General features: G+C 65.6%; 29 protein-coding genes and 1 tRNA gene. 20 read left to right on the top strand and 10 right to left on the bottom strand.

Translation table 11 applies throughout. The features are described 5' to 3' along the window. Positions 1-208 precede the first annotated feature (208 nt). The 5 genes from ACQR10_RS21930 to cydP are packed head-to-tail and all read right to left on the bottom strand — an operon-like array spanning position 209 to position 3553. Positions 209-493, bottom strand: coding sequence for a cyd operon YbgE family protein (locus ACQR10_RS21930; protein WP_316217270.1), 285 nt, complete (start codon positions 491-493; stop codon positions 209-211). Next, positions 490-606 carry a cytochrome bd-I oxidase subunit CydX gene (gene cydX / locus ACQR10_RS21925; protein WP_316217271.1) on the bottom strand — a complete coding sequence of 39 codons (117 nt, stop codon included), beginning with the start codon at positions 604-606 and terminating at the stop codon, positions 490-492. Before cydX ends, ACQR10_RS21930 begins: the two co-directional genes overlap by 4 nt. Positions 607-657: 51 nt before the next feature. Then, positions 658-1800 carry a cytochrome d ubiquinol oxidase subunit II gene (cydB, locus tag ACQR10_RS21920; protein WP_316217272.1) on the bottom strand — a complete coding sequence of 381 codons (1143 nt, stop codon included), beginning with the start codon at positions 1798-1800 and terminating at the stop codon, positions 658-660. An 11-nt stretch (positions 1801-1811) separates the two neighbouring features. Further along, a complete protein-coding gene (locus ACQR10_RS21915) occupies positions 1812-3368 on the bottom strand; it encodes a cytochrome ubiquinol oxidase subunit I (protein ID WP_315802221.1) in 1557 nt (518 codons plus the stop codon). Beyond that, positions 3365-3553 (bottom strand): cytochrome oxidase putative small subunit CydP, encoded by a 189-nt coding sequence (gene cydP, locus ACQR10_RS21910; RefSeq protein ID WP_315802220.1) that lies wholly within the window; start codon positions 3551-3553, stop codon positions 3365-3367. Before cydP ends, ACQR10_RS21915 begins: the two co-directional genes overlap by 4 nt. 173 nt (positions 3554-3726) lie before the next feature. On the opposite strand from cydP, the gene ACQR10_RS21905 reads away from it, so the two are divergent. Both ACQR10_RS21905 and ACQR10_RS21900 read left to right on the top strand, forming a co-directional pair. Then, positions 3727-5109 carry a sigma-54 interaction domain-containing protein gene (locus ACQR10_RS21905; protein ID WP_316217273.1) on the top strand — a complete coding sequence of 461 codons (1383 nt, stop codon included), beginning with the start codon at positions 3727-3729 and terminating at the stop codon, positions 5107-5109. 145 nt (positions 5110-5254) lie between these two features. Beyond that, on the top strand, positions 5255-5758 hold the full coding sequence (locus ACQR10_RS21900; protein ID WP_434845337.1) for a hypothetical protein: 504 nt from the start codon (positions 5255-5257) through the stop codon (positions 5756-5758). A gap of 21 nt (positions 5759-5779) precedes the next feature. On the opposite strand, the gene ACQR10_RS21895 is transcribed toward ACQR10_RS21900, so the two are convergent. Continuing rightward, positions 5780-5856: transfer RNA gene (locus ACQR10_RS21895), tRNA-Pro, on the bottom strand. 229 nt (positions 5857-6085) lie between these two features. On the opposite strand from ACQR10_RS21895, the gene ACQR10_RS21890 reads away from it, so the two are divergent. The 4 genes from ACQR10_RS21890 to ACQR10_RS21875 are packed head-to-tail and all read left to right on the top strand — an operon-like array spanning position 6086 to position 9592. Then, positions 6086-7084, top strand: coding sequence for an L-threonylcarbamoyladenylate synthase (locus ACQR10_RS21890; RefSeq protein WP_434864090.1), 999 nt, complete (start codon positions 6086-6088; stop codon positions 7082-7084). 18 nt (positions 7085-7102) lie between these two features. Beyond that, complete coding sequence (locus ACQR10_RS21885; RefSeq protein WP_434873980.1) at positions 7103-8530, top strand: FAD-binding oxidoreductase; 1428 nt, start codon at positions 7103-7105, stop codon at positions 8528-8530. Positions 8531-8545: 15 nt separating this feature from the next. After that, positions 8546-9001, top strand: a complete 456-nt coding sequence (locus ACQR10_RS21880) for a GNAT family acetyltransferase (protein ID WP_434885824.1) — start codon at positions 8546-8548, stop codon at positions 8999-9001. A 9-nt stretch (positions 9002-9010) separates the two neighbouring features. Next, a complete protein-coding gene (locus ACQR10_RS21875; protein ID WP_434885823.1) occupies positions 9011-9592 on the top strand; it encodes an NUDIX domain-containing protein in 582 nt (193 codons plus the stop codon). Positions 9593-9686: 94 nt separating this feature from the next. Here ACQR10_RS21875 and ACQR10_RS21870 read toward each other — a convergent pair whose 3' ends face one another. Further along, positions 9687-10454, bottom strand: coding sequence for an SOS response-associated peptidase (locus ACQR10_RS21870; RefSeq protein ID WP_434912066.1), 768 nt, complete (start codon positions 10452-10454; stop codon positions 9687-9689). A 62-nt stretch (positions 10455-10516) separates the two neighbouring features. Here ACQR10_RS21870 and ACQR10_RS21865 point away from each other — a divergent pair, with 62 nt between their 5' ends. The 4 genes from ACQR10_RS21865 (at position 10517) to ACQR10_RS21850 (ending at position 12402) form a co-directional block, all read left to right on the top strand. Beyond that, positions 10517-11071 (top strand): hypothetical protein, encoded by a 555-nt coding sequence (locus ACQR10_RS21865; RefSeq protein ID WP_434885822.1) that lies wholly within the window; start codon positions 10517-10519, stop codon positions 11069-11071. 65 nt (positions 11072-11136) lie between these two features. Continuing rightward, positions 11137-11556, top strand: a complete 420-nt coding sequence (locus ACQR10_RS21860) for an NUDIX hydrolase (protein ID WP_434885821.1) — start codon at positions 11137-11139, stop codon at positions 11554-11556. Between the two features lie 31 nt (positions 11557-11587). After that, positions 11588-11986: a TIGR02301 family protein gene (locus ACQR10_RS21855; RefSeq protein WP_315802179.1), complete on the top strand. Its 399-nt coding sequence runs from the start codon at positions 11588-11590 to the stop codon at positions 11984-11986. Positions 11987-12135: 149 nt separating this feature from the next. Further along, a complete protein-coding gene (locus tag ACQR10_RS21850; protein WP_315717207.1) occupies positions 12136-12402 on the top strand; it encodes a hypothetical protein in 267 nt (88 codons plus the stop codon). 1272 nt (positions 12403-13674) lie between these two features. Here the strand turns inward: ACQR10_RS21850 and ACQR10_RS21845 are convergent. Next, positions 13675-14493: an alpha/beta fold hydrolase gene (locus ACQR10_RS21845; RefSeq protein ID WP_316217278.1), complete on the bottom strand. Its 819-nt coding sequence runs from the start codon at positions 14491-14493 to the stop codon at positions 13675-13677. On the opposite strand from ACQR10_RS21845, the gene ACQR10_RS21840 reads away from it, so the two are divergent. Next, the gene (locus ACQR10_RS21840) at positions 14459-14881 is read left to right on the top strand and encodes a LysR family transcriptional regulator (protein ID WP_434885820.1); all 423 of its coding nucleotides are present in this window, start codon (positions 14459-14461) and stop codon (positions 14879-14881) included. The genes ACQR10_RS21845 and ACQR10_RS21840 overlap by 35 nt on opposite strands. Next, entirely contained in the window at positions 14869-15321 is a 453-nt protein-coding gene (locus ACQR10_RS21835; protein ID WP_434864094.1) for a hypothetical protein, read from the top strand. Before ACQR10_RS21840 ends, ACQR10_RS21835 begins: the two co-directional genes overlap by 13 nt. A 118-nt stretch (positions 15322-15439) precedes the next feature. Here the strand turns inward: ACQR10_RS21835 and ACQR10_RS21830 are convergent, their stop codons facing one another. Continuing rightward, the gene (locus tag ACQR10_RS21830; RefSeq protein ID WP_315802855.1) at positions 15440-15883 is read right to left on the bottom strand and encodes a CBS domain-containing protein; all 444 of its coding nucleotides are present in this window, start codon (positions 15881-15883) and stop codon (positions 15440-15442) included. A 683-nt stretch (positions 15884-16566) separates the two neighbouring features. On the opposite strand from ACQR10_RS21830, the gene ACQR10_RS21825 reads away from it, so the two are divergent. Continuing rightward, positions 16567-17088 (top strand): protein phosphatase CheZ, encoded by a 522-nt coding sequence (locus tag ACQR10_RS21825; RefSeq protein ID WP_315802854.1) that lies wholly within the window; start codon positions 16567-16569, stop codon positions 17086-17088. A 173-nt stretch (positions 17089-17261) separates the two neighbouring features. Here ACQR10_RS21825 and ACQR10_RS21820 read toward each other — a convergent pair whose 3' ends face one another. Beyond that, complete coding sequence (locus ACQR10_RS21820; protein ID WP_316217386.1) at positions 17262-18596, bottom strand: dihydroorotase; 1335 nt, start codon at positions 18594-18596, stop codon at positions 17262-17264. A 198-nt stretch (positions 18597-18794) separates the two neighbouring features. Here ACQR10_RS21820 and ACQR10_RS21815 point away from each other — a divergent pair, with 198 nt between their 5' ends. The 7 genes from ACQR10_RS21815 (at position 18795) to ACQR10_RS21785 (ending at position 24910) form a co-directional block, all read left to right on the top strand. Beyond that, entirely contained in the window at positions 18795-19679 is an 885-nt protein-coding gene (locus ACQR10_RS21815) for a YgfZ/GcvT domain-containing protein (protein ID WP_434864095.1), read from the top strand. A gap of 9 nt (positions 19680-19688) precedes the next feature. After that, a complete protein-coding gene (locus ACQR10_RS21810; protein ID WP_316217282.1) occupies positions 19689-20318 on the top strand; it encodes a DNA-3-methyladenine glycosylase I in 630 nt (209 codons plus the stop codon). Continuing rightward, on the top strand, positions 20315-20932 hold the full coding sequence (locus ACQR10_RS21805; RefSeq protein WP_316217283.1) for an HD family hydrolase: 618 nt from the start codon (positions 20315-20317) through the stop codon (positions 20930-20932). The genes ACQR10_RS21810 and ACQR10_RS21805 overlap by 4 nt, the downstream gene beginning before the upstream one ends. A 1-nt stretch (position 20933) precedes the next feature. Further along, positions 20934-21173, top strand: coding sequence for a hypothetical protein (locus tag ACQR10_RS21800; RefSeq protein ID WP_315802850.1), 240 nt, complete (start codon positions 20934-20936; stop codon positions 21171-21173). Then, positions 21170-21418 carry a hypothetical protein gene (locus ACQR10_RS21795; RefSeq protein ID WP_315802849.1) on the top strand — a complete coding sequence of 83 codons (249 nt, stop codon included), beginning with the start codon at positions 21170-21172 and terminating at the stop codon, positions 21416-21418. Before ACQR10_RS21800 ends, ACQR10_RS21795 begins: the two co-directional genes overlap by 4 nt. Before the next feature lie 115 nt (positions 21419-21533). Then, complete coding sequence (locus ACQR10_RS21790; RefSeq protein ID WP_315802848.1) at positions 21534-22040, top strand: tyrosine phosphatase family protein; 507 nt, start codon at positions 21534-21536, stop codon at positions 22038-22040. Positions 22041-22228: 188 nt separating this feature from the next. Continuing rightward, complete coding sequence (locus ACQR10_RS21785) at positions 22229-24910, top strand: DUF2339 domain-containing protein (RefSeq protein ID WP_434912065.1); 2682 nt, start codon at positions 22229-22231, stop codon at positions 24908-24910. The last annotated feature ends 1 nt before the right edge of the window (position 24911 follow it).

Below are 24911 nucleotides of genomic sequence, written 5' to 3'. Positions count from 1 at the left end.
ACATCCAAATGACGAAATCCATCATGCCTGGCCGTAGAGGACGAGAATGCCAAGACGTTGCTGGCTGAGCTGATCCTCGGAGAACAAAATGGCCTGTTCCATAGTCGAAGTTAGTCTCGTGACAGACTGAGATTTGCCCGGCTATCGGCTTCGCTGCGACGCTGGAGCTGATGGTTTTTGCGAAAGCGCGCACTCAGCCTTTGCGTGATCACGTGAGGACTTTCAGTCCCGTCAAGGCCAGCAGAGCCAGCAGACATACGGATCCGGAGAACAGCCATCGCGGCAAGATCGCGTGCGGCACGAAGCCGACGCCGCGGACGAAGCCTGCGCTCATGGCCCAGAATGCCAGACCGGCCGACAGGTGGTCGGCGCGCCCTGCGGCGTTCGCCAGGAACGGCGGATAGAGCGTGCTCGCGAGCATGATCACCAGCGCGGCCACGAGGCACGGCAGATGGATGCGCGCCTGAGACGTGGCTACCGGCGCCATGTTCATTCCCCCGTCCGGTTGCCGGCCTTGCGCACCTCCTCGGTCTCGCCCCACATCGCGTTCATGATGGCAAGCAAGACGGCGAAGCCGACGCCGAGAATCCAGGCGAAATACCACATGACTAAGCTCTTCGAGTTGGCCGCTCCGGCGGCGTGGGGATCGGACCGCCGTCAGTATGCGGAATGTTCGTTGGCGTGGATCTGGGCTTCCGTGACCTTGCCGTGCATGACGCGATAGGCCCAGCCGGTGTAGACGATGATCAAGGGCATGAAGACCATCGTGGCCCAGAACATCAGCCCCAATGTGAGGTGGCTGGAGACGCTGTCCCACACCGTGAGGCTGGCATCCGGAACCGCGGAGGACGGCATGACGAAGGGAAACATGCTGGCCCCAGCCGTGCCGATGACGCCCGCAATGGCAAGTGATGACGACACGAAGGCTGCGAGGGTGCGATCTGCGGCGGCGAGTGCGCCCGCCAGCAGCGCGCCCGCGATACCGAGCAGCGGCAGCGCCCACAGCACGGGCCATCGGCCATAGTTGCCCCACCACGCGTCGGCGCTGCGGACCACGGTCTTGGCGAGCGGATCTGGAAGCGCGGCCGGATCGAGCACCGACGTGATGGCGTAGCCCTGGAAGCCGCCGAAGCGCAGCCAGAGCCCGGCACCGATGAAGGCGATCACCATGATCGACGCGGCTCCGAGCGCACCACGGACGGCGCGGGCCTGGATGGCGCCTTCGGTGCGATGCGCCAGGTAGACGCCACCGTGCAGCGTGATCATGGCGCTTGAGACCACGCCCGCAAGCAGCGCGAACGGATTGAGGAGCTGCCAGAAACTGCCGCTATAGGTCGAGACCAGGTAGCGATCGAAGTGAAACGGAACGCCCTGGAGCAGATTGCCGAACGCGACGCCGAAGATCAAAGGTGGTACCGCCCCGCCGATGAACAGGCCCCAGTCCCAGGTCCGCCGCCAGGTGACGTTGTGGATCTTGCTGCGGTAGTCGAATCCAACGGGGCGAAAGAACAAGGCCCAGAGCACGGCCAGCATCGCCCAGTAGAATCCGCTGAACGCCGTTGCATACACCACGGGCCACGCGGCGAAGATCGCGCCGCCGGCGGTGATGAACCAGACCTGGTTTCCGTCCCAATGCGGGCCGACCGTATTGATGACGACGCGGCGCTCAGTGTCGGTGCGGCCGACGAATGGCAGCAAAGTGCCGACGCCCATGTCATGACCATCCATGATGGCGAAGCCGATCAGCAGCACTCCGACGAGCAGCCACCAGAGGACCTTCAATGTGGGATAATCGAGCATGACGGCGTCCTTCAGACGGGCTTGGGTTCGAATTGATAGCGGCCGGTGCCGAGGCTGCCCGGGCCGATCCGGGCGAACTTCACCATCAGATACATCTCGACCACCAGCAGCAGCGTGTAGAAGCCAACGAAGCCGGCGAGCGAGCCGTAGAGACTGGCGACGCTCAGCGTCGACACCGACAGATGGGTCGGCAGCACACCGTAGATGGTCCAAGGCTGGCGGCCATATTCCGCGACGAACCAGCCGAGCTCGCTCGCGATCCAGGGCGCAGGCAGCAGCATCACGGCGGCACGCATGATCCATGGCCGCGCCGCACATTGCAGCCGCAGCGTGCTGAGAAAGGCCATCGCAAACAGGACAAGCATCGCAAAGCCGAGCCCGACCATCACGCGGAAGCTCCAGAACATCGGCGACACCGGCGGCACGGTATCGTCGACCGCACGATCGATCATCGCTGGCGTCGCCTGGGCCACGTCGGCGGTGTATCGCTTCAACAACAGGCCAAAGCCGAGATCGCCCTTGGTCTGCTCGAGCGTGGCCAGTGCAGCCTGGTCATGACGGTCCTTGCGCAGCGCTTCCAGCGCCTGGACCGCCGTGATGCCATCGACGATCCGCCGCCGGTTGTGTTCCTTGATCTCACGGATGCCGGGGATCGTCTTGCTGACGGAGCGTGTGCCGATCAGGCCCATCACCCAGGGAATCTCGATCTCCCAATCGTTCCGGCCCGCCTTCTCGTTGATGCCAGCCAGGAGCTTCAGCCCGGCCGGCGCCGGCTCGGTCTCCCACATCGCCTCCAGCGCGGCCATCTTGGTCTGCTGCGCCTCACCGACCGTGTAGCCGGACTCATCGCCCAGCACGATGACGCTCGCGACGCTGGCCAGCCCGAACGCGGCGGCGACCCGGAAGCTGCGCTTGGCAAATTCGATGTCGCGGCCCTTCAGGAGGTACCAGCTCGAGATCGACAGCACGAACATCGCGCCGGTGACGTAGCCCGCCGAGACGGTATGGACGAACTTGGCCTGCGCGTCGGGATTGAAGACGACGGCCCAGAAATCGACCATCTCCATGCGCATGGTCTGCCAGCTGAACGCGGCCCCCACGGGATTCTGCATCCAACCATTGGCAATGAGAATCCACAGCGCGCTGAGATTGGTGCCGATCGCCATCAGCGAGGTCACCATCAGATGCTGGGTCTTTGGCAGGCGATCCCAGCCGAAGAAGAACAGGCCGATGAAGGTGCTTTCGAGGAAGAAGGCCATCAGGCCCTCGATCGCCAGCGGCGCTCCGAATATATCGCCGACATAGTGCGAATAGTAGGCCCAGTTGGTGCCGAACTGGAATTCGAGCGTGATGCCGGTGGTGACGCCGAGCGCGAAGTTGATCCCGAACAGCTTGCCCCAGAAACGGGTCATGTCTTTCCAGACCACGGCGCCGGTCATCACGTACACGGCTTCCATGATCACGAGCAGCCACACCATGCCGAGCGTGAGCGGCACGAACAGGAAGTGATACATGGCGGTCGCGGCAAACTGTAGCCGCGACAGATCGACGAGTTGGTCGGGAATCATGGGAGAGCTCCTGGCAAGCCCAGCGGCTGCCGCGCGGAATTGACGCCGGCAAGATGAGCAGCAGTGGTCGGCGCATCGACGTCGATGCGGGCGTCGCGAACAAACGCCCACCACAGCGCCAGGAGCAGCACGAGTTTGGCGACGATCGCGACGCCCAGATGTCGGAAGAGGCGCCTGTCATTCATGGCCATTGCTTAACAAGACCCGTGCCAGCGGGCGGCGTGATGAATTATTGTGTTATTTCAATCTGTTGCCGAAACGGCCGTCATCGCGTCCCGTGCCATGATGCCAATTCTGGCATTATTTGGCAGTCCATGGCACAGTGCAGCGAAGGAACGACACGGAGCGGCGGAGCAGGATGACGTCGAAAGCGCGAGTGCCGGGCCGGCTACCAGAGGCCACTCGCCGGAAGCCCGAACTTGCATCCTATCTCGAAGCCCTTCCGGAGCCGCATATTCTCGTCGACGAGCAGTACCGGATCATCGCTTCAAACGCGGCCTATCGCGCCCACTTCAGCCCCAACGAATCGGTCGTCGGCCGCACCTGTTATGAAGTGTCTCACCATTTCACCGTGCCTTGCGATCAGGCCGGAGAAAGCTGTCCGCGTGCGCGCCTGCAGAAAACCGGTCAGCGCGAGCGCGTGCTGCATCTGCATCACACGCCGATTGGCGAAGCCTACGTGAACATCGAGTTGACGCCCGTCCGCGACACGTTGGGACACGACGCCTGGTTTGTCGAGAAGATGGAGCCACTTCGGATTGCCAAGGGAGAGCCGGCGGCGCGAGGGTTGATCGGGCGTTCTGCGCCGTTTCGGCAGATGCTCGAACTGGTCGCGAGGGTTGGTCCATCGAACGCGAGCGTTTTGCTGCTTGGCGAGTCCGGCGTCGGCAAAGAGCTCGTCGCTGCGGCCGTTCACGAAGCGAGCATGCGCGCCTCGCACCCGCTGGTCGTCGTCGATTGCGCCAGCATGCCGGAGACCTTGTTCGAGAGCGAATTGTTCGGTCACGAAAAGGGCGCCTATACCGGCGCGCATACGGCAAAGAGCGGGCTGGTCGAAGCCGCCAGCGGCGGCACTCTGTTTCTCGACGAGGTCGGCGACATCCCCCTTGCGATGCAGGTGAAGCTGCTCCGGCTGCTCGAAAGCGGCACCTATCGCCGGGTCGGCAGCACGGAGCTGCGTCGCGCCGACGTGCGACTGGTCTCGGCAACGCATCGGGACCTCGAGCGCATGGTGGCAGACGGGCGCTTTCGCAACGATCTCTACTACCGATTGTCGACCTTTCCGATCCTTCTGCCGGCATTGCGCGACCGCCCCGGCGATCTACCGCTTCTCGCCGCAGCGCTGCTTGCCCGCGTGGCACCGGAGCGAAAGCTCACCTTGTCCCCCCCGGCACTCGAACGGCTCGAGGGCTACGCTTTTCCGGGCAATGTTCGCGAGTTGCGCAACGTGTTGGAGCGCGCGGCCCTGCTCTGCGATGACGATGTCATCTCAGCCGCAACGATCGAGCGTGCTCTGGCGTTGCGAGCGCCGGGCATCACGGGTCGCGACAATGCGCAGCGAACGGCAGCAAGGCTGCTGCATGCCGAGGATGAGAGCTCGCTGTCATTGAAGGAACGGGAAGCGCGAGCGCTTCGGACCGCCCTGTTGACGCATCGCGGCAATCGGGAAGCGCTTGCAAAATCCCTCGGCATCAGCCTGCGCACGCTTTACCGGAAGCTGAAGGAATTGGACGCTGGATAGGCGCTGTCGTCTACCAAGGAACTACGTCAAGTCCTCGCACACGAAAGAACAGGTCGTTGATGGGTGCGAGCACGCCGGCCGGCGGCCCGCTTCATCCTGATTGGGCTCTAAGCCCCCGGCGCGAGGAGACGATCCGCCAGACGCAATGGGTGCCGACGACGACGCATCCATGGATGGACCTCCATGCGATGGCCGCAGAACAAAGAAGGGCGGACCGCCGGCCAAGATCGCCAATCGGCTGCGGCCGCATCTGGTGCGCTGGCGTAAGATCGACGGATGCCGATCTGCAGAGCCGCGCGCAGCGGCCTTTTCGATACCGGCAAGGAGATCCGCTTCGATCAACCGCATGCACGATCGCCAGCCGCTCGCAGGGCTTGGCGATGACGTCGTGCGTCACTCCCTGCGCCACACGGCCGCGACGTCGCTGATGCAGCAAGGCACCGACCATTGGCTAGCGGCCGGTTGGCTCGGCACGACCGTCGAGCAGTTAGAGCAAACCTACGGCCCCCACCATCAGGATTTCCAGGGCGAGGCGGCTGAGGCGTTTGGAGGAAGGCGGCAAATGCTCACGAACAGCCGATATGCCGAATGGTGCAGGGCGGCGCCGCGTGATTTCATTGTACGTTTCGTTGCGCTTCTCGGGAGATAAAAAGCTGAGCGCCTCAAAAAATGGTCGGAGCGGCAGGATTCGAACCTGCGACCCCTGCGTCCCGAACGCAGTGCTCTACCGGGCTGAGCCACGCTCCGACTTGGGAAGCCGGCTTATAGCGTCGGGTTTCCGTCTTCGCAAGGACACAAGGCAGGAAATCGCATCGAAATCGTCGATCGTCGGCGGAGGGGTTAACTGCTTGAGGCCGTGAGGCTTTGTCGGGCGGCCATGGCGCGGGCGCAATGCGACAGGCGAATTGTGCGCTTCATTCGAACGTCCCCGCCCGCTATAGCCGAGCGCGTAAGCCACCACCGTCTTGTACCATCGATGCCCACCGCACACACACCAGCGATCGAGACCAGGATCCTGCCCGCCGACGCGGCTGGAATCACACAGGCCGCGGCGACGTTCGCGCACGGCGGACTGGTCGCGTTCCCGACCGAGACGGTCTATGGCCTCGGCGCCGACGCGGCCAACGCCGCAGCCATCGCCCGCCTCTACCAGGCCAAGGGCCGGCCTGCCTTCAATCCGTTGATCGTCCATGTCGCCGACATCGCGGCGGCACGGCGCATCGGCCGCTTCAATGCCACCGCCGAGCGTCTGGCCACCGCGTTCTGGCCGGGACCGCTGACCCTCGTGCTGCCGCAGAGCGACGGCTGCGCCGTGGCCGACCTCGCCACCGCCGGCCTCGATACGGTGGCAATCCGTGTGCCGGCGCATCCGATCGCGCAGGCGTTGCTCGCGGCGTTCGGCGGCGCCGTCGTGGCGCCCTCCGCCAACATCTCCGGCCACGTGTCGCCGACCACGGCGGCGCATGTCGCGGCCGATCTCACCGGGCGAATCGACCTCATCCTGGACGGTGGGCCGGTCGCGGTCGGCGTCGAATCGACCATCGTCGGCTGCTTCGATGCGCCGACGCTGCTGCGCCCGGGCGGAGTTCCAAGCGAGGCGATCGAGGCCGTGCTCGGCCGTGCGCTGGCGCGGCCCGCCGCAGACACCGAGACGTCCGAGCAACCACTGGCACCGGGCATGCTGGCCTCGCACTATGCTCCGCACGCTCACGTGCGCCTCGACGCCAGCGATGTCGCGCCTGGCGAGGCCCTGCTCGCCTTCGGCCCCGTCACCTTGCCCGGCGCCAGCGAAGCTGCCGCGATCCTCAACCTCTCCCCCGCCGGCGATCCGGCAGAGGCGGCGACGCATCTTTTCGGCTATCTTCGCAGCCTCGATGCCAAGGGCGCGCGCAGCATCGCCGTGATGCCGATCCCGAATGACGGCCTGGGCGAGGCCATCAACGACCGGCTGCGCCGCGCCGCCGCGCCGAGATAACATTGGAAGCGACCAACGATGAACATCAGCCAGCCTGCCGTGCCGCCGCTGCCACCCGACCTGATCGCGCAGTTCGCCGCCATCGTCGGCGAGCGCCAGGCGCTGACGGCGGAGACCGACGTCGCGCCTTACGTCACCGAGGAGCGCAACCTGTTCCACGGCCGCTCGCCGCTGGTGCTGCGCCCCGGCTCGACCGCCGAGGTCGCCGCGATCTGCAAGCTCGCCAGCCAGCATCGCATCGCGCTGGTGCCGCAGGGCGGCAACACCGGCCTCGTCGGCGGCCAGACGCCGCACAATGGCGAGGTGGTGGTGTCGCTCAGGCGCATGGACAAGATTCGTGACGTCGACACCGCCTCCAACACGATGATCGCCGAGGCCGGCGTCGTGCTGCAGGTGGCGCAGCAGAAGGCAGCCGAGGTCGACCGGCTGTTTCCGCTGTCGCTGGGCGCCGAGGGCAGCTGCACCATCGGCGGCAATCTCTCGACCAACGCCGGCGGCACCGCCGCGCTCGCCTATGGCGTCGCGCGCGAGATGGCGCTCGGGGTCGAGGTCGTGCTGGCCGACGGGCGGGTGCTGAATGCGCTGTCCAAGCTCAAGAAAGACAACACCGGCTACGACCTGCGCAATCTGTTCATCGGCGCCGAAGGCACGCTCGGCATCATCACCGCGGCGAGCCTGAAGCTGTTCCCGAAGCCGCGCGCGATCGAGACCGCGTTCGTCGGGCTCAAATCGCCGGAGGACGCGCTGAAGCTGCTGGCGATCGCCCAACGCGAGGCTGCGGGCAGCCTCACCAGCTTCGAGCTGATCGCCGCGATCGCGCTCGATTTCTCGATCCGCCACGCCGCCGGCAACCGCGCGCCGCTCGCGGGCGCCCATCCCTGGTTCGTACTGATGGAGCTGTCGTCGTCGCGCGACGATGCCCGGGCCACGCTCGAGACCATCCTGGAGCAAGGCCTCGAAGACGGCATCGTCGACGACGCTGCGATCGCCGACAGCCTCGCCCAGCGCATGGCGTTCTGGAAGCTGCGCGAGGACATCTCCGCGGCGCAGAAGCCGGAGGGCGGGTCGATCAAGCACGACATCTCGGTGCCGGTCGCGGCAGTGCCGGCCTTCATTGCGGAGGCCAACGCCGCCGTGGTGAAGCTGATGCCCGGCGCACGCCCGGTGCCGTTCGGCCATCTCGGCGACGGCAACATCCACTACAATGTCAGCCAGCCCGTCGGCGCCAATACCGCCGACTATCTCGCGCGCTGGCACGAGGTCAACGCGGTCGTGTTCGAGATCGTGCTGCGGATGGGCGGCTCGATCTCGGCCGAGCACGGCATCGGCGTGCTCAAGCGCGACGAACTGCCGGACGTCAAGGACCCGACCGCGATCGCGCTGATGCGCGCGATCAAGGCGCAGTTCGATCCGCTGGGGATCATGAATCCCGGCAAGGTGCTCTAGGCTTTCGACGCTCCCATGGACAGTCCCCCCGCTCTCGCGATTTCCGACGTCACCGATGCCGACGTACCCGCCATCATTGCGCTGTGGCAGCGTTGCGGCCTGACGCGGCCGTGGAACGATCCGGCCGCCGACATCGCGCTTGCCCGCCGCGGTGACAGTTCCACGATCCTGGTCGGCCGCGTGGGCGACGCGATCGCGGCGTCGGCGATGGTCGGCCATGACGGCCACCGCGGCTGGGTCTACTATGTCAGCGTCGATCCCGATCATCGCGGCCGCGACCTTGGCCGCGCCATCATGGCCGCCGCCGAGGATTGGCTGCGCAGCCGAGGCGTGCCCAAGCTGATGCTGATGGTGCGCGGCGACAACACCAAGGTGCAGGCGTTCTACCAGGCACTCGACTATGCCGTGCAGGACAGCGTGGTGTTCTCGAAATGGCTCGACGGCCGCCCGCCGACGCCGGGAATGAAGTAGAGGCCCAGCATGAGCATCTCCGACCGCATCCGCGTCCACGAGACGCGCGTGCTCTCCGACCATTACGGCACGCTGACCTCGACCAGGTTCGAGTGGCGGCGCGACGACGGCACCTGGCAGATGCAGAGCCGCGACGTGTTCGACCGCGGCAACGCGGCGGCGATCCTGCCCTACAATCTCGCGCAGCGCAGCGTCATCCTGGTCAAGCAGTTCCGCTATCCCGCCTTCGTCAACGGCCATGACGATCTCCTGATCGAGGCCGCGGCCGGTCTGCTCGACGATGCTTCGCCCGAGGAGCGCATCCGCCTCGAGGCCGAGGAGGAGACCGGCTTCCGGCTGCACGATGTGAAGTACGTCTTCGAGGCGTTCATGAGCCCGGGTGTCGTCACCGAGAAGATCCATTTCTTCGTCGCCGCATACGAACCAGGGATGCGCGTCAGCGCCGGCGGCGGGCTCGCGCATGAGGGCGAGGAGATCGAGGTGCTGGAACTCGGGGTCGACGACGCGCTGGCGATGATCGCCGACGGCCGCATCCAGGATGCCAAGACCATCATGCTGCTGCAGCACGCCGCGTTGTGGATCTTTGGCTGAGCGCGGCCAACGCTCGGTCGCCGGTCTTGAGGCGACGGCATATAGGATCCCCGCTTCGCTGGGATGACGATCTTCTCTGTCGAGATATCCCGCCTCAGAACAAACTCCCCTGCCCGTCATCGGCCACAGTTGAAACCTTGCGGGATGCAACCTTCTTCGCCGGCTTGCGCTGCGCGTCCTCGGCGGCGCGCATCTCCGCGGTCATCGGCAGCAGCAGTTGCTCGTCGTCGTTGGCCACCGTGTTGACGCGCGTCGACACCTCGTACCACGTGAACTCGCCCTCGCGAGGCGCGATCAGCAGCCTCATGGCCTCATCGGGATCGTCGGAACGGCAGTCGAGCCACAGCGAAAAATCATCCGGCCTGATCGTCACGGGAACACGATGATGCAGCGTGGCGAGATCGCGGCTCGCAGCCGCGGTGACGATCGCCACCGTGTCGACCTCCTCGCCGTTCGGCCCGCACCAAGTCTCGGCGAGGGCCGCGAAGCCGAGCGGCGCGTGGTCGCTGCGATGGATGAAGAACGGCCGCTTGCGGCCGTCGATCACCTGCCACTCGTAATACCCATCAGCGGGCACAAGGACGCGGCGCCGCCGAATCGCGTTCTTGAACGCGGGCTTCTCGCGTACGGACTCCGAACGCGCGTTGATCAGCAGCGTGAAACTACGGGGATCCTTGACCCAGGCCGGAATGAATCCCCAGCGCGTGAGCCGGAAATGCCTGATGTCCTGATCCAGAAGAACTACGGGAATCGGCTGCGTCGGAGCGATATTGTGCCGCGGCGGAAAGTTCGGCTGTTCCTGGTAGCCGAAAATCTGCCTGAGAGCCGCGGGTGGTGAAGTGATCACGAAGCGTCCACACATAATCTCACTCAAATCGTCGTGTGTTCAGCACCTTTTAACTTGGGTTGCCAACACTGCAGCGGATGACCGCAGCGGCGACCCATTCCGTGCCTACCGATCGCACGACCCAACGACCGGCGGGCAGCGCCATTGACCCGGCGCGGGCCGCGACGCTGCGCGCTGCCAACATCAATCCGCGCACCGGGCTCGCCACCGACTATCTGAATCATTTCAACGAAGCGGTGATGCTGCTCGAAATGATTCCCGATATTCCGGAATGCGCCGAGGATTTTCTCGCCTGGACGCCGCTGACCTATCCAGAACATTTCACGCACACCAATTTCAAGGCCCGCGATCTCGTCATCGAGGCCTATGAGCAGGCCGACCCGGCGATTCGCGACAAGTTCGATCATCTCACGAAGACCATGACCGACATCCTGCTCGCGGTCGGCAGCGCGATGCGCGATGCCAAGCAGGACGCGACCAAGGCCAAGCTCGCCGAGCAGGCCGCCAACTGGGTCAAGCCGCTGGTGGCCCAGGCCGGCGGCATCATCAATGGCGACATCGAATTCGATTCGGAGCCCGTGGCCGAAGTCGATGAGGTCGACGCCGTCGACGCCATCATGGCGAGCTTCTGAGTTGCACGGGCTGCCGGCGCGGTCGTCTTCGCGCTACGGTGCAGACCCCGCCTGGAGCTATTGGCATGACCGACCCGACGCCGCCCCGCCGTCCCCAGCTCGCCGTCAGCGCCGCGATCTTCCGCGACGGCAGGCTCCTGCTGGTACGCCGGGCGCGTTCGCCGGCCAAGGGCGTCTATACGCTGCCCGGCGGCCGGGTGGAGTTCGGCGAGACCCTGCACGAGGCCCTCGCGCGCGAGGTCATGGAGGAAACGGCGCTCTCGATCACAATCGTCGGGCTGGCCGGCTGGCGCGAGGTGCTGCCGGCCCAGGGCGGCGGCGGCCACTACGTGATCCTTCCCTTTGCGGCGCGCTGGCGGGCCGGAAAGCCCCGGCTCGACCCGGAACTGGACGATTTTCAGTGGCGCCGCCCCGATGCGCTGGAGGGCCTGACGCTGACCGACGGGCTGCCGGAGATCATCGCCGCCGCACGGACCCTGGTGTAGGCGCCTTGCGTCCGCCACGGGGCAAAGGCATATGACGTCGGTGTTCCCCATGATCCCCAAACGCCTCCTGGCCATCCTCATGCTCGTTGCCGCCTGCGCCGTCGTGCCGGCGCGCGCGCAGGATGCGGCCGCGCCGTTCGATGGCGATCTGCAACGGCTGGCCGAGATCCTCGGAACCCTGCATTACCTCCGCGGCATCTGCGGCAGCAATGAAGGCGCCAAATGGCGCAACCAGATGCAGGCCCTGATCGACGCCGAGACCCCGTCGGGCGAGCGCCGCGCCCGCATGATCGCCGGCTTCAACCGCGGCTATAACGGCTTCCAGCAGACCTACCGGACCTGCACGCCGGCCGCGATGGTGGCAATCCGCCGCTACATCGACGAGGGGTCCAAGATCTCGCGCGACCTCACGGCGCGCTACGCCAACTGACGGCCGGGGATATCCCCGATTGCGTTAACCTTGTTAACCTTTCCTAAAGAACTGGCCTAGGCGTCCGCCGCCTGCGTGGTAAACCACACGGGTCCGGCGCGCCCGCGTTCGGAATCAACATGCCTCGCGGCCCCGCCAGACTGAATTCAATGAGCTTTCCCGTCACCTTCAGCGCCCTCCCCGCCGTCCTGCCCGACCACGAGCAGAAGCAGGCCGCGCTCAGCTACCTCAACGAAGCCTGGGCGGAAGCGCGCCACGACGGCGTCGACGGCGACTGCCTGGCGCAGGCCAGCCTGTTCGCGGCGCTCGCCGAGCTCGTGACGACCTATGGCGAGGACGCGGTCGCGACCTTCGTCGAGGGCCTGCCGGAGCGCGTCCGCAACGGCGAGTTCTCGCTGTCGCGCGCGACGCAGTAGGCTCGCCTTCCTCGCGTTACCGACTCCAAACTACGAACTGTAGGGTGGGCAAAGGCGCGCCACGTTGCCCGCGGATCATGCCGAACTGTTGCGCGCCGTGCCCACCATCGCGTTCCGAGTGGGCCTCACGACGGTGGGCACGCCACCGTCCTGCGGGCGGTCGCTTTGCCCACCCTACCGCTCGAACGCGCAGTCGTATTGTGATTGCGACTGCATCGGCGTTTCGCTCACGTCAGCATTCATCTGCATATGTCAAACAGCGTTGGGACATGCCTCATCGTCCTCGCGGCGCGATGCGTCCGAGCAATGACCGGCGTTCGTCCCTCATTCAATCGAGGGCGCAGGGAAGGCTGGGCGTCGGCTGACGCCCATGGCCCCCGTGCGAACAAGAATGCACGGGGCAGGAACCACAGGTGCAGCCGGATGAGCCCAGCCTTCCCTGCGCGATGGTTTTAACGCTTACTCCGCGCTCTCCCTGGGGACCGGCTGTCTTGCCCCCATTACCTGCGCCGACGCTCTCGCGTCGAACAGCAGGCTTGACCTCAGCATCGGGAGGCCAGGACCACACGGCTTCGTCGTCCGCATCGATGTTGTTCGTCCGCGCAAGACAAGCTCACGCTGCAACCCGAAACGTCCACCGCCTCCCCGCCTCGCGTCTCGTGACGACCGCGCGTACGCCCCTCTCGTTGAGGCGGGATGGCGAAGGAGTGACACGGATTCTGGAAAAACGAAAGTGAAATCTTTCGTCCGGAAGGTGCAGCGAACGCGATCACGTTGAGACAATGTGCAAAATTGTCGTTCGGCGTATGCGCCTCGTGTCGTTGCGATGAACGGGAGCGACGGCGTTACAAACAAAATCGCGCAACTGATTTGCCCGACGGGCTTTGCTGTTTTGGCGTTTGATCGCGGCGCTTCAATCCCAATCCAACCCGGCAATGACGGCACAGAAGCGGCAGCAAGCGCTACGAGATGAATTATCGCGGAAAGACCGATTTCTTGCTCGTATTGAACAGACCAACGCGGATTGGTTCTCTTGAAGGCGTATCCCAGTAGTTCGTTCGCTGGCCTTCGCCTTAGGTCAAAACCGGTCGGTTGTCTATTGGATGCCTGCTTTCGCTCGACCGCCGGGGGCAGGCCTCGGGTCTGCGGCCGGAAAAGTCCGCGTTGCGCCAAAAGCGGCTGTCCAATGCGGTCTCTGGAGCTGGAAGGAGAGGCCGCCTCTCGAACGGCATCTCCTTCGTGCGAGAAGGCGATGATGAATGAGAGATGTCGTCAAGACCTGATGAACGAGAGCAGGTCGGGGTTGAGGACATCCGCATGCGTGGTCAGCATGCCATGAGGGTAGCCAGGATACGTCTTCAAAGACCCGTTCTTGAGCAAGTCGACCGCACGCGGGACGGAACTTGCGAATGGGACGACCTGATCCGCCTCGCCATGCATCACCAGCACTGGCACGGTGATCTTCTTGAGGTCTTCGGTGTAATCTTCGAGCCAGGAGTCGACAGTCGCGTAGTGAGCGAGAGCACCGCCGGCCATGCCTTGGCGCCACCAGTTCGCAATGATTGCCTCCGAGGGCTTGGCCCCATCGAGGTTGTACCCGTAGAACGGATTCTCAGGGACGAAACGATAGAATTCCGACCGGTTGCCCAGCACGCCTGCCCGGATCGCTTCGAACCACTCCGGCGGTTGACCGGACGGGTTATTGTCGCTCCGGTACATGTTCGGCGTCAGCGAAGCGACCAGCACCGCCTTCGAGACGCGCTCCTGGTGGCGGGCGACATAGCGAGCCACCTCTCCGCCACCTGTCGAGTGCCCGATGTGGATCGCGTCGCGCAGGTTGAGGTGTTCAGTCAGGGTTGCGAGGTCGGCAACCCAGTGGTCCATGTCGTTGCCGGTGCTGGGCTGGTCGGATCGGCCATGGCCCCGCCGATCGTGGGCGATCACCCGGTACCCGTGACGAAGAAAGAATGTCATCTGGGCATCCCAGTCGTCCGCTGTCAGGGGCCAACCGTGGCTGAAGACGATCGGCTGGCCTGATCCCCAATCCTTGTAGAAGATGTTTACACCGTCGTTAGTTGTGATTGTAGGCATCGAGTCGCTCCATCGGCGCTGTCAGACGTTCTTGAAAAGACCGGGACTGATTCATCAATTGAGCCACGCGTTGCTCGATTTCGCGGGCAGGGTTTCAGAATTGAGAGCCCCAGAGAGCCCTTGCCTGGGCAACACCCGGACCGCCAAATGCGTGACCGACGCGAATGGTAATTCTTGCTTCCGCCAGAAACAAATGCCTATCAGGCTTCGATGTATGCCTCGGAAGCATATTGAGGGTGGAATGGAACGCCGGCATCTGCGCTATTTCATTGCCGTTGCACAGGAAGGTCGTTTTTTGACCTCAGCCCAACGGCGCCTCAACACGTCACAGCCGTTCCTCAGCCGGCAGATTCGTGTTTTGAATCCGAAGTTGGCGTGGAGTTGCTAGAGCGCCAGCCGCGTGGCGTAGCGCTGACCGATCCTGGAAAAGTTTTTCTTGATCATGCGCGGTTGGCGCTGTCGCAGGTTGAAGCGGCGGCAATCGGTGCGCGGCGGATCGCACAGCCGCAGAAGCCCACACTTTCCATGGGATTCATGGTCGGTCTGGAGGGTGATCTGGCTCCCCCACTTGCTGCGTATCCTCCGCGAGGCCCGCAGGATCTTGTCCGTGAAATCTACGTCAGCTCGGCCAGAACGTCTCCGGTATTGCACGCTGTGATTCAGGACTATGCGTCGAAGCTTGGGATCGTGCTCAAGGCAAGTTACGAAGGCGAGAACATATCGTCGGCGATGTCGTTGATCGCGTCCACGGGCGGAGTAACTCTCGTTCCACTCTATGCGCCGACTAGCAGCCGGTGCGAGAGTCCGCTTCAGGTCGCGACCGACTGATCGGCGTCCCGGACACGCGCTTCCAGCTGAGCATGAAGCGACCTTCACGCGAGCCGGCCGCCAAGTCCGTAACGGGCCACAAGCCGACATACTTGGACGGCGACGACGCGTTCCCTTGTCAGCCCCCGGGGCCGTCCTTCATGATGTAGCCCATCAGGTCGTCCACGTCGTGCTCCAGATCCCGGATGATGTTCTTGACCACGTCTCCGATCGAGATCACGCCCACGACCTTGCCCGCGTCAAGCACGGGCAGATGGCGAAAACCACGCTGCGACATCATGGCCATGCAACTGTCCAGCCGGTGGTCCGGCCTGACCGTCACCGGGTTGGCCGTCATCACCTGGCTGACCGGCGTCTGCTTCGCATCGAGCCCGGGCAGCAGCACCTTGATGGCGCAGTCCCCCTGCGTCACGATGCCGACCAGCACGCCGTCATCGATGACCAGCACCGACCGGACCCGGTTGTCGCGCATCTTGCGCAAGGCTTCGACGACCATGTCGCCGGAACGAACATGGATCACGGCGCTACTCTTCTGGGCCAGCGCGCTTCTTACTATGCTCATCGACGTCCCCTCGTGGACCCCTGTCGTGCCCCGCCTTGATGGTCCGCCTCGAAGGATAGTCGAATTGCCTGGCCGCGTCAGCACCGCTGCCGAGGCCGAGCGCCGGCCCGTGAACCGAACGACGTCTGGGTAAGGGGCGGCCTCTTGATCCCTGGGGATTGCAGACGCCGGGGCCTACCAAGAGGGTGGAACCGTCGGGTGCCGCCCAAATTGCTGCTCGGCAAGCGTATGTCGATCGACCCTGGCGGTCAGGTGGACAGCGGTGGCGTACCGCAGCTCCTCCCCCACGTCCGCATCGCCCCTGGCGGCGGACATTCGCCTTCATTGGCCGAGCCCCACGCGCTCATTCAGGCTCGAAGGCAGTCGTAGCGCTGGGATCCGACAGCGGACGAGGACCTGCCCAACGGCAGCCCTTGGCAACCATGTCGCGTCCGAAACCCTTCACCATTTGAAGGCTTCTGACGTCAATGAAAATGCGCTCTTAACGAAATCAGGGAAAGATGGGGAGCTAGTCTTCACCTCGCTGACCGCGGTACCTTTTCGAGCTCAAGGGGACTCTCGATAGCCGTGCCGCGAGCTGGTCCCGCAGAACCGAAATCCCTTGCCTGAAGGGCAGACCGGGGCTCGTAGCTGTCGCGTGAAGAATTAGTAAGGAAACGTTAAGGAAGAGTCGGGGATTTCGGATGATTGCGCCAGAAGAAGAGAGGATGCTGAAAACGCTCCTGGTCGAGATGTTCGCCCACATCAACAGCATGCGGCGGGAATTCGCAGCTCTTCAAGGCGACAGCAAGAACAACTTCGCGACGATGGCGGACACCCTCGACGCGATCGTCGAGAATACGGAGGTGGCCGGGAACGCGATCCTCGAAAGCATGGAGACGATCGGCACCAGCGTCACGAAGTTGCAGAAGGTCAAGGACCCGACGGCCGCAGCGGTTTGCGACGAGATCCTCGACAGCTCGAACAAGGTGTTCGAGGCGTGCGCGTTTCAGGACCTCACCGGGCAGCGGATCACGCGCGTAGTCAAGTCGTTGAAGTTCATGGAGGACCACATCAACAGGCTGGTCCGGATGTGGGGAAAAGAGGAACTGGCCCGGCTCGCCGCCGAGGTCGCCGCCCCAAGCACCGAGCCGGACTTGCTGGAGGGCCCGAAGCGGGTGGGCGTGGCGATTTCGCAAGACGATATCGACAAGCTGTTTGCTTGAACGGCCTCGGATGTCGCGGGCCAACGATCAGATCGGGCGGCGCAGCTCAGCCAATCTCGCAGCCCGGACGAACGCAGCGACCGGGCTATGCGCCCTCTCCCCTTAAGGGGAGCGGGCGCTGCATCTGGCGTCTGGCAGCCCGTCATAGCGGAGCAAACTAGCACGCAGCGCCGTTACGGCCGCAGCGTCTCCATGAAGCTGACAGGCTCGCCCGTGGCCGGCGTCAGCAGCTCGCCCTGCCACATCACGCGTTGGCCGCGCACGAAGGTGCCGACCGGCCAGCCCGTGACGCGCAGACCATCATAGGGCGTCCAGCCGGCTTTCGACGCCACCCACTTGTTGGTGATGGTCTCGCTGCGCTTGAGGTCCACGATGGTCAGATCGGCGTCGTAGCCGGCGGCGATGCGGCCCTTGCGGGCGATGTTGTAGATGCGGGCGGGGCCGGCGCTGGTGAGGTCGACGAAACGCTGCAGCGACAGCCGGCCGGCATTGACGTGGTCGAGCATGATGGGCACCAGGGTCTGCACGCCGGTCATGCCGGAGGGCGAGGCCGGATAGGTCTTGGACTTCTCCTCGGCGGTGTGCGGCGCGTGGTCGGAGCCGAGGATGTCGACGATGCCCTGGTGGACGCCCCACCAGATCACGTCGCGATGATCGGCCGAGCGCACCGGCGGATTCATCTGCGCATAGGTGCCGAGCCGCTCGTAGCACTCGGGCGCGGCCAGGGTGAGATGGTGCGGCGTCGCCTCGACGGTGGCGACGTCCTTGTGGTCGCGCAGGTACACGATCTCCTCCTTGGTGGAGATGTGCAGCACGTGAATGCGCTTGCCGGTCTCGTGCGCGAGATTGACGAGACGCTGCGTGGCGCGCAGCGCCGCCTCCTCGTCGCGCCAGACGGGGTGCGAGCGCGGATCGTTCTCGACGCGCAGGTCCTTGCGCTCGTTGAGGCGGTACTCGTCCTCGGCGTGGAACGCGGCACGGCGGCGGATCACCTGGAAGATGCGGCGCAGGCTGTCGTCGTCCTCGACCAGCAGCGAGCCGGTGGAGGAGCCGACGAACACTTTCACGCCGGCGCAGCCCTCGGCGCGCTCCAGCACCGGCAATTGCTCGACGTTCTCGCGGGTGCCGCCGATGAAGAAGGCGAAGTCGCAATGCATGCGATGACGGCCGGCTTCGACTTTGGCGGTGAAGGCCTCCTCGGTCACCGTCAGCGGATTGGTGTTGGGCATCTCGAACACGGCGGTGACGCCGCCCATCACGGCGCTGCGCGAGCCGGTTTCGAGGTCCTCCTTGTGAGTGAGGCCAGGCTCGCGGAAATGCACCTGGGTGTCGATCACGCCGGGCAGCACGTGCAGGCCGGTACAGTCGATGATCTCGGCGGCCGAGGCGGCGCCGAGATTGCCGATCTCGACGATGCGCCCGGCGGAGATACCGACGTCGCGGACACCCTCGCCGTCCTGATTGACCACGGTGCCGGATTTCAGAATGACGTCGAACCGCGCGCTCATGAAGCCCTCATAGGATTTCATTCTCCTGACAACCCCAAGACAGATCGATCATGCTGCGCGCCTGCCCATTTGCTGGCCTCCGGTGGCACGCGAGTCTCGATCTTTAGAATGAAGCCACCGCGCGGCGGCGTTTCAGCCTTGTGGTTTATGCCAGGGCGGCTTACGTTTCAGTGCGGCCTGTCGCAAGAGGTTTTTCGAATGAAGGCGACGTTTCTCGACGACCGGGGCGTGGTCCAGGTCAGCGGCGAGGATGCACGCAAGTTCCTCAACGGTCTCTTCACCACCGATGTCACCAAGCTCCAGCCGGGTGAGGCCCGGTTTGGCGCGCTGCTGACGCCGCAGGGCAAGATCATCGTCGATTTCCTGGTGGCGCAGGTGCCGGCGACCGACGCCGGCGAGCGCTTCCTGCTCGACTGTCCGCGCGCGCTCGCACAGGCGCTCACCGACAAGCTGAATCTCTACAAGCTCAGGGCCAAGGTTGCGGTCAGCAATCTGTCCGACCAGGTCGGCGTGATCGCGGTCTGGGATGGCGCCATCGGCGCGACGCCGGAGCCGAGCTTCGCCGATCCGCGTCACGAGAGCCTCGGCGCGCGCGTCATTGCGCCGCAGGAAGCGTTGGCGGAGATCGCCGCACGGCTCGGCGCCGAGATCGTCGATGCCGCCGCCTATGAGGCGCATCGCATCGACTGCAGCGTGCCGCGCGGCGGGCTCGACTTCATGTATGGCGACGCCTTCCCGCACGAGACCAACATGGACCGGCTGCACGGCGTCGACGTCGGCAAGGGCTGCTATGTCGGCCAGGAGGTCGTGAGCCGCATGCATCATCGCGGCACCACGCGCACACGCGCGGCGAAGGTGCTGCTCGACGGGCCGGGTCCGGAGCCCGGCACGCCGATTCTGGCCGGCGACAAGACCGTCGGCACGATGGGCTCGGCCGCCGCGCAGAAGGGCATGGCGCTGCTGCGCATCGACCGCGCCGCCGAGGCAATGGAGGCGGGAACGCCGCTCACCGCCGGCGGCCTCGTTCTGCGCATCGCCGATCCCGACGCGCTGCAGGGCGCGCCCAAGCAGACGGTGGCCTGAGCCGGTCTCATGGGTCGCGCTGCTGTCGTCCATCCCGATGGCCTGACGCGCTGCCCGTGGCCGGGCAGCGATCCGCTCTATGTCGCCTATCACGACACCGAATGGGGCGTGCCGGAATATGACGACCGCGCGCTGTATGAGAAGCTGATCCTCGACGGCTTCCAGGCCGGGCTGTCGTGGATCACGATCCTGCGCAAGCGCGACAATTTTCGCCGCGCCTTCGATGATTTCCAGCCGGAGAAGATCGCGCGCTACACGGACAAGAAGATCCACGCGCTGATGAACGATGCCGGCATCGTCCGCAACCGCGCCAAGATCGAAGGCACGATTCTCAGCGCGAAATCCTGGCTCGACATCCAGGACAAGGGTCCCGGCTTCTCGAAGCTGCTGTGGGACTTCATGGACGGCGCGCCCAAGGTCAACACGTTCAAGACCACCGCCAGCGTGCCGGCCTCGACACCGCTGTCGATCAAGATCTCCAAGGAGCTCGCCTCGCGCGGCTTCAAGTTCGTCGGGCCGACGATCGTCTACGCCTTCATGCAGGCGACCGGGATGGTCAACGACCATCTCGTCACCTGCTACTGCCACGAGACCTGCAGCGGCAAGCGCCGCGCCCCGCGCCTCAAGCCTCCCAAATGACGACCGACAAGGCCCCGAGCGGGCATGACCGCGTCTGGCAGCGCATGCTGTCCGGCCGGCGGCTCAACCTGATCGATCCCTCGCCGCTCGATGTCGAGATCGCCGACATCGCCCATGGGCTCGCGCGCGTCGCGCGCTGGAACGGCCAGACCACCGGTGCGCACATCTTCTCGGTCGCGCAGCACACGCTGCTGGTCGAGACGGTGATGCGGGCGAAGAAGCCGAACATCGATGCCAAGCTGCGGCTCGCGGCGCTGCTGCACGACGCGCCGGAATACGTCATCGGCGACATGATCTCGCCGTTCAAGGCTGTGCTCGGCGGCAGCTACAAATCAGTCGAGAAGCGGCTGCTCGGGGCGATCCACATCCGCTTCGGCCTGCCGGCGGAGCTTGCGCCCGAGATCGAGCGCCAGATCAAGGCGGCCGACCGCGGCGCCGCTTTTCTGGAGGCGACGCGCCTCGCCGGTTTCTCGGACAGCGAGGCGAAGAAGCTGTTCGGCCGCGATCCCGGCCTGCCGGACGCCACCGTGACCGACTATCTGACGCCCTGGAGCGCGGCCAAGGCCGAGAAGCAGTTCCTGACCCGCTTCAATACGGTGCTGGGGGCGTGCTGAGATGCCGCTGACGCCCGAAGAGCGCCAGAACGAGCGCCTGAAGCTGCTGGCCAATTGGGCCAACACGCTGGCGACCGCGATCGTTTCGGTCGGCGTTTTCGTGCCGATTGGACAGGAAATCTATGGCTTCCTGCCGCAAAATACCGACCCAACGCTGATCTATGTGTCGGCCCCGGTTTGCTTCATGGCCGGTTTGATCCTACATTTGGTGGGGCAATGGGTCCTTGGAGGGCTCCGATGACGATGGGCCAGATCTATGCGTTGAGCATGCCGCTCGCGGTGGCCGCGATGGTGGCGCTGTACGCTCTCATCCTGCGGCGTCCGTGGGCAGAGACGGGCGCTCGACAGCCGGTCCATTCATCACAGGCACGGCGTGAGGGTCTGCGCGACGGTCTCGTGGACCACATCGAGCGGCTCAACGCGGAGATCGAGGGCAAGGCCCATCTGGTTCGCCAGGAGCTGCGGCAGCTCAAGAACACGCGCTGAGGGCTGTCGGCGCCACATGCGCCAGCCCGACGGCAGACATCCAAAACGCGCTTTTGCAAAACGCGCTTTTGCCCTTGTGCCCCCATTCGTATAATCGGGCGTTCAAAGGCTCGCCATGATCCACGTCTGCTCACTCGCCGCCCTGCCCGAGACCGTGCGCCTGACCGGCGCCAGCCACGTGCTGACCATCATGGCCAATGTCGAGCAGGTGCGGCGGCCGGAGACGATCCGCCCCGAGAACCATCTGCGGGTCTCGGTCGACGACATCACCGAGCAGCTGCCGGGCTTCATGGCGCCGAGCGAGGATCACGTCGCCCAGGTGCTGGAGTTCGTGCGCGGCTGGGATCGTGCGGCGCCGCTGGTGATCCACTGCTATGCCGGCATCAGCCGCTCCACCGCGAGCGCCTTCGCCGCGGCCTGCGCGCTCAACCCCCATCGCGACGAGCTCGATATCGCCTGGGCGATCCGGCAGGCCTCGCCGATCGCCTCGCCGAACCGGCTGATCGTCAGCCTGGCCGACAGGGCGCTGGGCCGCAACGGCCGCATGGTGCGCGCGCTGGACGCGATCGGGCCCGGCGCCATGATGGTCGACAGCGCGCCGTTCCGGATCGATCTGGACTGAGTTGCGGCGCTGCGTAGCCGCATACCGGCGCGCTTTGAACTTATGTTCCGCGGTTTGACACAGAGGGAACGACGGCCATCGTGCGGCCCGCCGGAGCAGTTGGCCGATTCGCCGGGGTCCGCAAGGGCTCGCAGCTTCCCTCCACCCGTGACGCCTCCCGGCGGCATCGATTTCAGGATTTCCGCGTGATGTTCGATTGGCCCCTGGATTGGATCGCCCTGCTGGTGGCGTTCGCGGCGCTCGCCTTCGCGCGACGGACGTCCGACCGATTGGCCGAGGTGCAGGCACGGCTGGCCAAGCTCGAGGCCGCTCCCCCGATCGCGGCCGCGCCGGTGGTCGCGCCGCCGCTCAGCCCGCTTCAGGAGCCCGCTGAAGCCCCGCCAATGCCGCCTCCATTGCCGGAGCTGACCGAGCCTGCTCTCCAGCCCGCGGCGCTGGCGAGCGACGCAGCGGCCGATCAGCCGCCGCTCGCGTCCCCGCCACCCGTGCCGCAGCCCGCGGCCGGCTTCGAGGAGCGCATCGGCACCCGCTGGGTGGTGTGGATCGGCGGGCTGACCTTGGCGCTCGGCGGCTTCTTCATGGTGCGCTATTCGATCGAGGCTGGCCTCGTCGGCCCCGAGGTGCGCGTCGCGCTCGGCGCGCTGTTTGCGGCCGCGCTGCTCGCGGCCGGCGAATGGACGCGGCGCAGGGAGAGCATCTCGCAGATCGCGGCGCTGCCGATCGCCAACATCCCGGCGATCCTCACCGCGGCCGGCACGGCGGTCGCCTTCGCCACCATCTACGCGGCCTACGCACTCTACGACTTCCTGCCGCCCGCGATCGCCTTCGTGCTGCTCGGCGTGGTCGCGCTGGGCACGCTGGCGGCGGCGCTGCTGCACGGCCCGGCGCTGGCCGGGCTCGGCCTCGTCGCGGCATTCACGACGCCGGTGCTGGTGTCGACCGGCGAGCCGAACTACTGGGCGCTCTACATCTACCTCGCCATCGTCACCGCAGCCGCGTTCGCGCTGGCGCGCGTGCGGCTGTGGCGCTGGCTCGCGATGACCACGATCGGGCTGTCGTTCCTGTGGACCCTGCCCGGACTCGACGCGGGCATCGAGACGGTGGCGCCGCACGTCTTCCATGTCGTCACCGGCTTTGCACTGGCCGCGCTGATCGTGGTCTGCGGCTTCATGTTCGGCCCCGCGGCCGACGACGACGGGGTCGAGCCGATCTCGTCGGTGGGACTCGCCGTCTATCTGCTCGGCGCCATGCTGGTCGTGCTGGCGAGCTTCCATGACGGCCTGGCGCTGATCGGCTTCACGCTGCTGGTCGCGGCCACGCTGGCGGTCGCCTGGCGCGCGCCGAGCGCAGCCGGCGCGGTGGCCGCCGCCGCTGCGACCGTGTTCCTCGTGTTCGCCGAATGGGCGCTGCGCGACAATCCGGACCTGCTGGTGCTGCCCGGCGGCGCGCTGCCGGGAATGGGACCGAACCCGCTCGGCGCATCGGTCACCTCGCATCTGGTCACGGCGGCGATCTTCGCGCTCGGCTTCGGCGGCTCAGGCTTCCTGGCGCAGGGGCACTCGCACAACGCCGCCGTGCCGGTGGTGTGGTCGGCGGCCGGCGTGTTCACGCCGCTGGCGCTGCTGGTCGCGCTCTACGCGCGCATCGCCCATCTCGACCGCTCGATCCCGTTCGCGATCGTCGCCGTCGTGCTCGCCGCTGGCTTTGCCGTCGCCACCGAGGCACTGACGCGGCGCGAGGAGCGTCCCGGCCTCAGTGTCTCGATCGCGCTGTTCGCGACCGGCACGCTGGCCGCGCTGGCGCTGGCGCTGACCTTCGCGCTGGAAAAAGGCTGGCTGACGATCGCGCTGGCGCTGATGTCGCTCGGCACCGCCTGGATCTATGAGAGCCGGCCGATCCCGTTCCTGCGCACGCTCGCGGCCGTCTTTGCCGGGCTCGTGGTGCTGCGCATCGGCCATGATCCGCGCATCGTCGGCGCCGATGTCGGCACCACGCCGATCGTCAACTGGCTGCTGTGGGGCTATGGCGTTCCGGCGGCGTCGTTCTGGGGCGCGAGCTATCTGATGCGCCGCCATGGCGACGACGCGCCCTTACGCGCGGTGGAGGCCGCCGCGATCCTGTTCACCACCCTGCTCGCCTTCCTGGAGATCCGCCACGCCGTCAATGACGGCGACATGCTGGCGGTGCCGTCGCTCGCCGAAGTGGGACTCGACGTCTGCGTGGCCCTGGCGCTGGCGATCGGGCTGGAGCGGCTGCGGGAGCGCAGCGGCAGCATCGTGCACAACATCGGCGCCGTGATCCTCACCGGATTCGCCGGCGGCGCCACCGTGCTCGGTCTGCTGATGTTCGAGAACCCGATGATCTCGGACGTCGCGATCAAGGGCGGCCTGCTCAACATCCTGATCCTGGCCTATGCGTTCCCGGCGGTGCTGATGCTGCTGCTGTCCTACGCGGTCGCAGGCCGCCGTCCGCCGGGCTACGGCAATACGCTGGCCGCGGGCGCGCTGATCCTGGCGCTGTCCTATGTCAGCCTCGAGATCCGCCGGATCTATCACGGCCCCGATCTGACGGCAGGGCCGACCAGCGCCGCCGAGCAGTACACCTATTCGATCGCCTGGCTCGCCTTCGGCGTGGTGCTGCTCGGGATCGGAATCGTCGTGCAGTCGCAGCGCGCGCGTCTGGCGTCCGCTATCGTGATCGCGCTGACGATCCTGAAGGCGTTCCTGGTCGACATGTCGGCTCTGACGGGCGTGTGGCGCGCACTGTCGTTCATCGGACTCGGCCTGGTGCTGGTCGCGATCGGCTGGCTGTACCAGAAAGTGCTGTTCCGGCGGCAGCAGCAGGTGCCGCCGGCTCAGCCGGCGCAGTGAC

Origin of the sequence: Bradyrhizobium sp. HKCCYLRH2060 (genome assembly GCF_051168135.1) — a bacterium.
Lineage (GTDB): Bacteria > Pseudomonadota > Alphaproteobacteria > Rhizobiales > Xanthobacteraceae > Bradyrhizobium.
Note: the sequence above shows the minus strand (reverse complement) of the source record. Positions and strands in the feature narration are given on the sequence as shown.

What these genes read in the sequence shown, in the direction of transcription:
- ACQR10_RS21805 (WP_316217283.1), top strand. Translation starts at nt 20,315, where the DNA reads ATGACGACCGACAAGGCCCCGAGCGGGCATGACCGCGTCTGGCAGCGC.
- ACQR10_RS21870 (WP_434912066.1), bottom strand. Translation starts at nt 10,454, where the DNA reads ATGTGTGGACGCTTCGTGATCACTTCACCACCCGCGGCTCTCAGGCAG.
- ACQR10_RS21790 (WP_315802848.1), top strand. Translation starts at nt 21,534, where the DNA reads ATGATCCACGTCTGCTCACTCGCCGCCCTGCCCGAGACCGTGCGCCTG.
- ACQR10_RS21905 (WP_316217273.1), top strand. Translation starts at nt 3,727, where the DNA reads ATGACGTCGAAAGCGCGAGTGCCGGGCCGGCTACCAGAGGCCACTCGC.
- ACQR10_RS21875 (WP_434885823.1), top strand. Translation starts at nt 9,011, where the DNA reads ATGAGCATCTCCGACCGCATCCGCGTCCACGAGACGCGCGTGCTCTCC.
- cydP (WP_315802220.1), bottom strand. Translation starts at nt 3,553, where the DNA reads ATGAATGACAGGCGCCTCTTCCGACATCTGGGCGTCGCGATCGTCGCC.
- ACQR10_RS21885 (WP_434873980.1), top strand. Translation starts at nt 7,103, where the DNA reads ATGAACATCAGCCAGCCTGCCGTGCCGCCGCTGCCACCCGACCTGATC.
- ACQR10_RS21855 (WP_315802179.1), top strand. Translation starts at nt 11,588, where the DNA reads ATGACGTCGGTGTTCCCCATGATCCCCAAACGCCTCCTGGCCATCCTC.
- ACQR10_RS21890 (WP_434864090.1), top strand. Translation starts at nt 6,086, where the DNA reads ATGCCCACCGCACACACACCAGCGATCGAGACCAGGATCCTGCCCGCC.
- ACQR10_RS21865 (WP_434885822.1), top strand. Translation starts at nt 10,517, where the DNA reads ATGACCGCAGCGGCGACCCATTCCGTGCCTACCGATCGCACGACCCAA.
- cydX (WP_316217271.1), bottom strand. Translation starts at nt 606, where the DNA reads ATGTGGTATTTCGCCTGGATTCTCGGCGTCGGCTTCGCCGTCTTGCTT.
- ACQR10_RS21845 (WP_316217278.1), bottom strand. Translation starts at nt 14,493, where the DNA reads ATGCCTACAATCACAACTAACGACGGTGTAAACATCTTCTACAAGGAT.
- ACQR10_RS21840 (WP_434885820.1), top strand. Translation starts at nt 14,459, where the DNA reads ATGTTTACACCGTCGTTAGTTGTGATTGTAGGCATCGAGTCGCTCCAT.
- ACQR10_RS21830 (WP_315802855.1), bottom strand. Translation starts at nt 15,883, where the DNA reads ATGAGCATAGTAAGAAGCGCGCTGGCCCAGAAGAGTAGCGCCGTGATC.
- ACQR10_RS21850 (WP_315717207.1), top strand. Translation starts at nt 12,136, where the DNA reads ATGAGCTTTCCCGTCACCTTCAGCGCCCTCCCCGCCGTCCTGCCCGAC.
- ACQR10_RS21785 (WP_434912065.1), top strand. Translation starts at nt 22,229, where the DNA reads ATGTTCGATTGGCCCCTGGATTGGATCGCCCTGCTGGTGGCGTTCGCG.
- ACQR10_RS21815 (WP_434864095.1), top strand. Translation starts at nt 18,795, where the DNA reads ATGAAGGCGACGTTTCTCGACGACCGGGGCGTGGTCCAGGTCAGCGGC.
- ACQR10_RS21880 (WP_434885824.1), top strand. Translation starts at nt 8,546, where the DNA reads ATGGACAGTCCCCCCGCTCTCGCGATTTCCGACGTCACCGATGCCGAC.
- ACQR10_RS21795 (WP_315802849.1), top strand. Translation starts at nt 21,170, where the DNA reads ATGACGATGGGCCAGATCTATGCGTTGAGCATGCCGCTCGCGGTGGCC.
- ACQR10_RS21900 (WP_434845337.1), top strand. Translation starts at nt 5,255, where the DNA reads ATGGGTGCCGACGACGACGCATCCATGGATGGACCTCCATGCGATGGC.
- ACQR10_RS21810 (WP_316217282.1), top strand. Translation starts at nt 19,689, where the DNA reads ATGGGTCGCGCTGCTGTCGTCCATCCCGATGGCCTGACGCGCTGCCCG.
- cydB (WP_316217272.1), bottom strand. Translation starts at nt 1,800, where the DNA reads ATGCTCGATTATCCCACATTGAAGGTCCTCTGGTGGCTGCTCGTCGGA.
- ACQR10_RS21930 (WP_316217270.1), bottom strand. Translation starts at nt 493, where the DNA reads ATGAACATGGCGCCGGTAGCCACGTCTCAGGCGCGCATCCATCTGCCG.
- ACQR10_RS21820 (WP_316217386.1), bottom strand. Translation starts at nt 18,596, where the DNA reads ATGAGCGCGCGGTTCGACGTCATTCTGAAATCCGGCACCGTGGTCAAT.
- ACQR10_RS21860 (WP_434885821.1), top strand. Translation starts at nt 11,137, where the DNA reads ATGACCGACCCGACGCCGCCCCGCCGTCCCCAGCTCGCCGTCAGCGCC.
- ACQR10_RS21825 (WP_315802854.1), top strand. Translation starts at nt 16,567, where the DNA reads ATGATTGCGCCAGAAGAAGAGAGGATGCTGAAAACGCTCCTGGTCGAG.
- ACQR10_RS21800 (WP_315802850.1), top strand. Translation starts at nt 20,934, where the DNA reads ATGCCGCTGACGCCCGAAGAGCGCCAGAACGAGCGCCTGAAGCTGCTG.
- ACQR10_RS21915 (WP_315802221.1), bottom strand. Translation starts at nt 3,368, where the DNA reads ATGATTCCCGACCAACTCGTCGATCTGTCGCGGCTACAGTTTGCCGCG.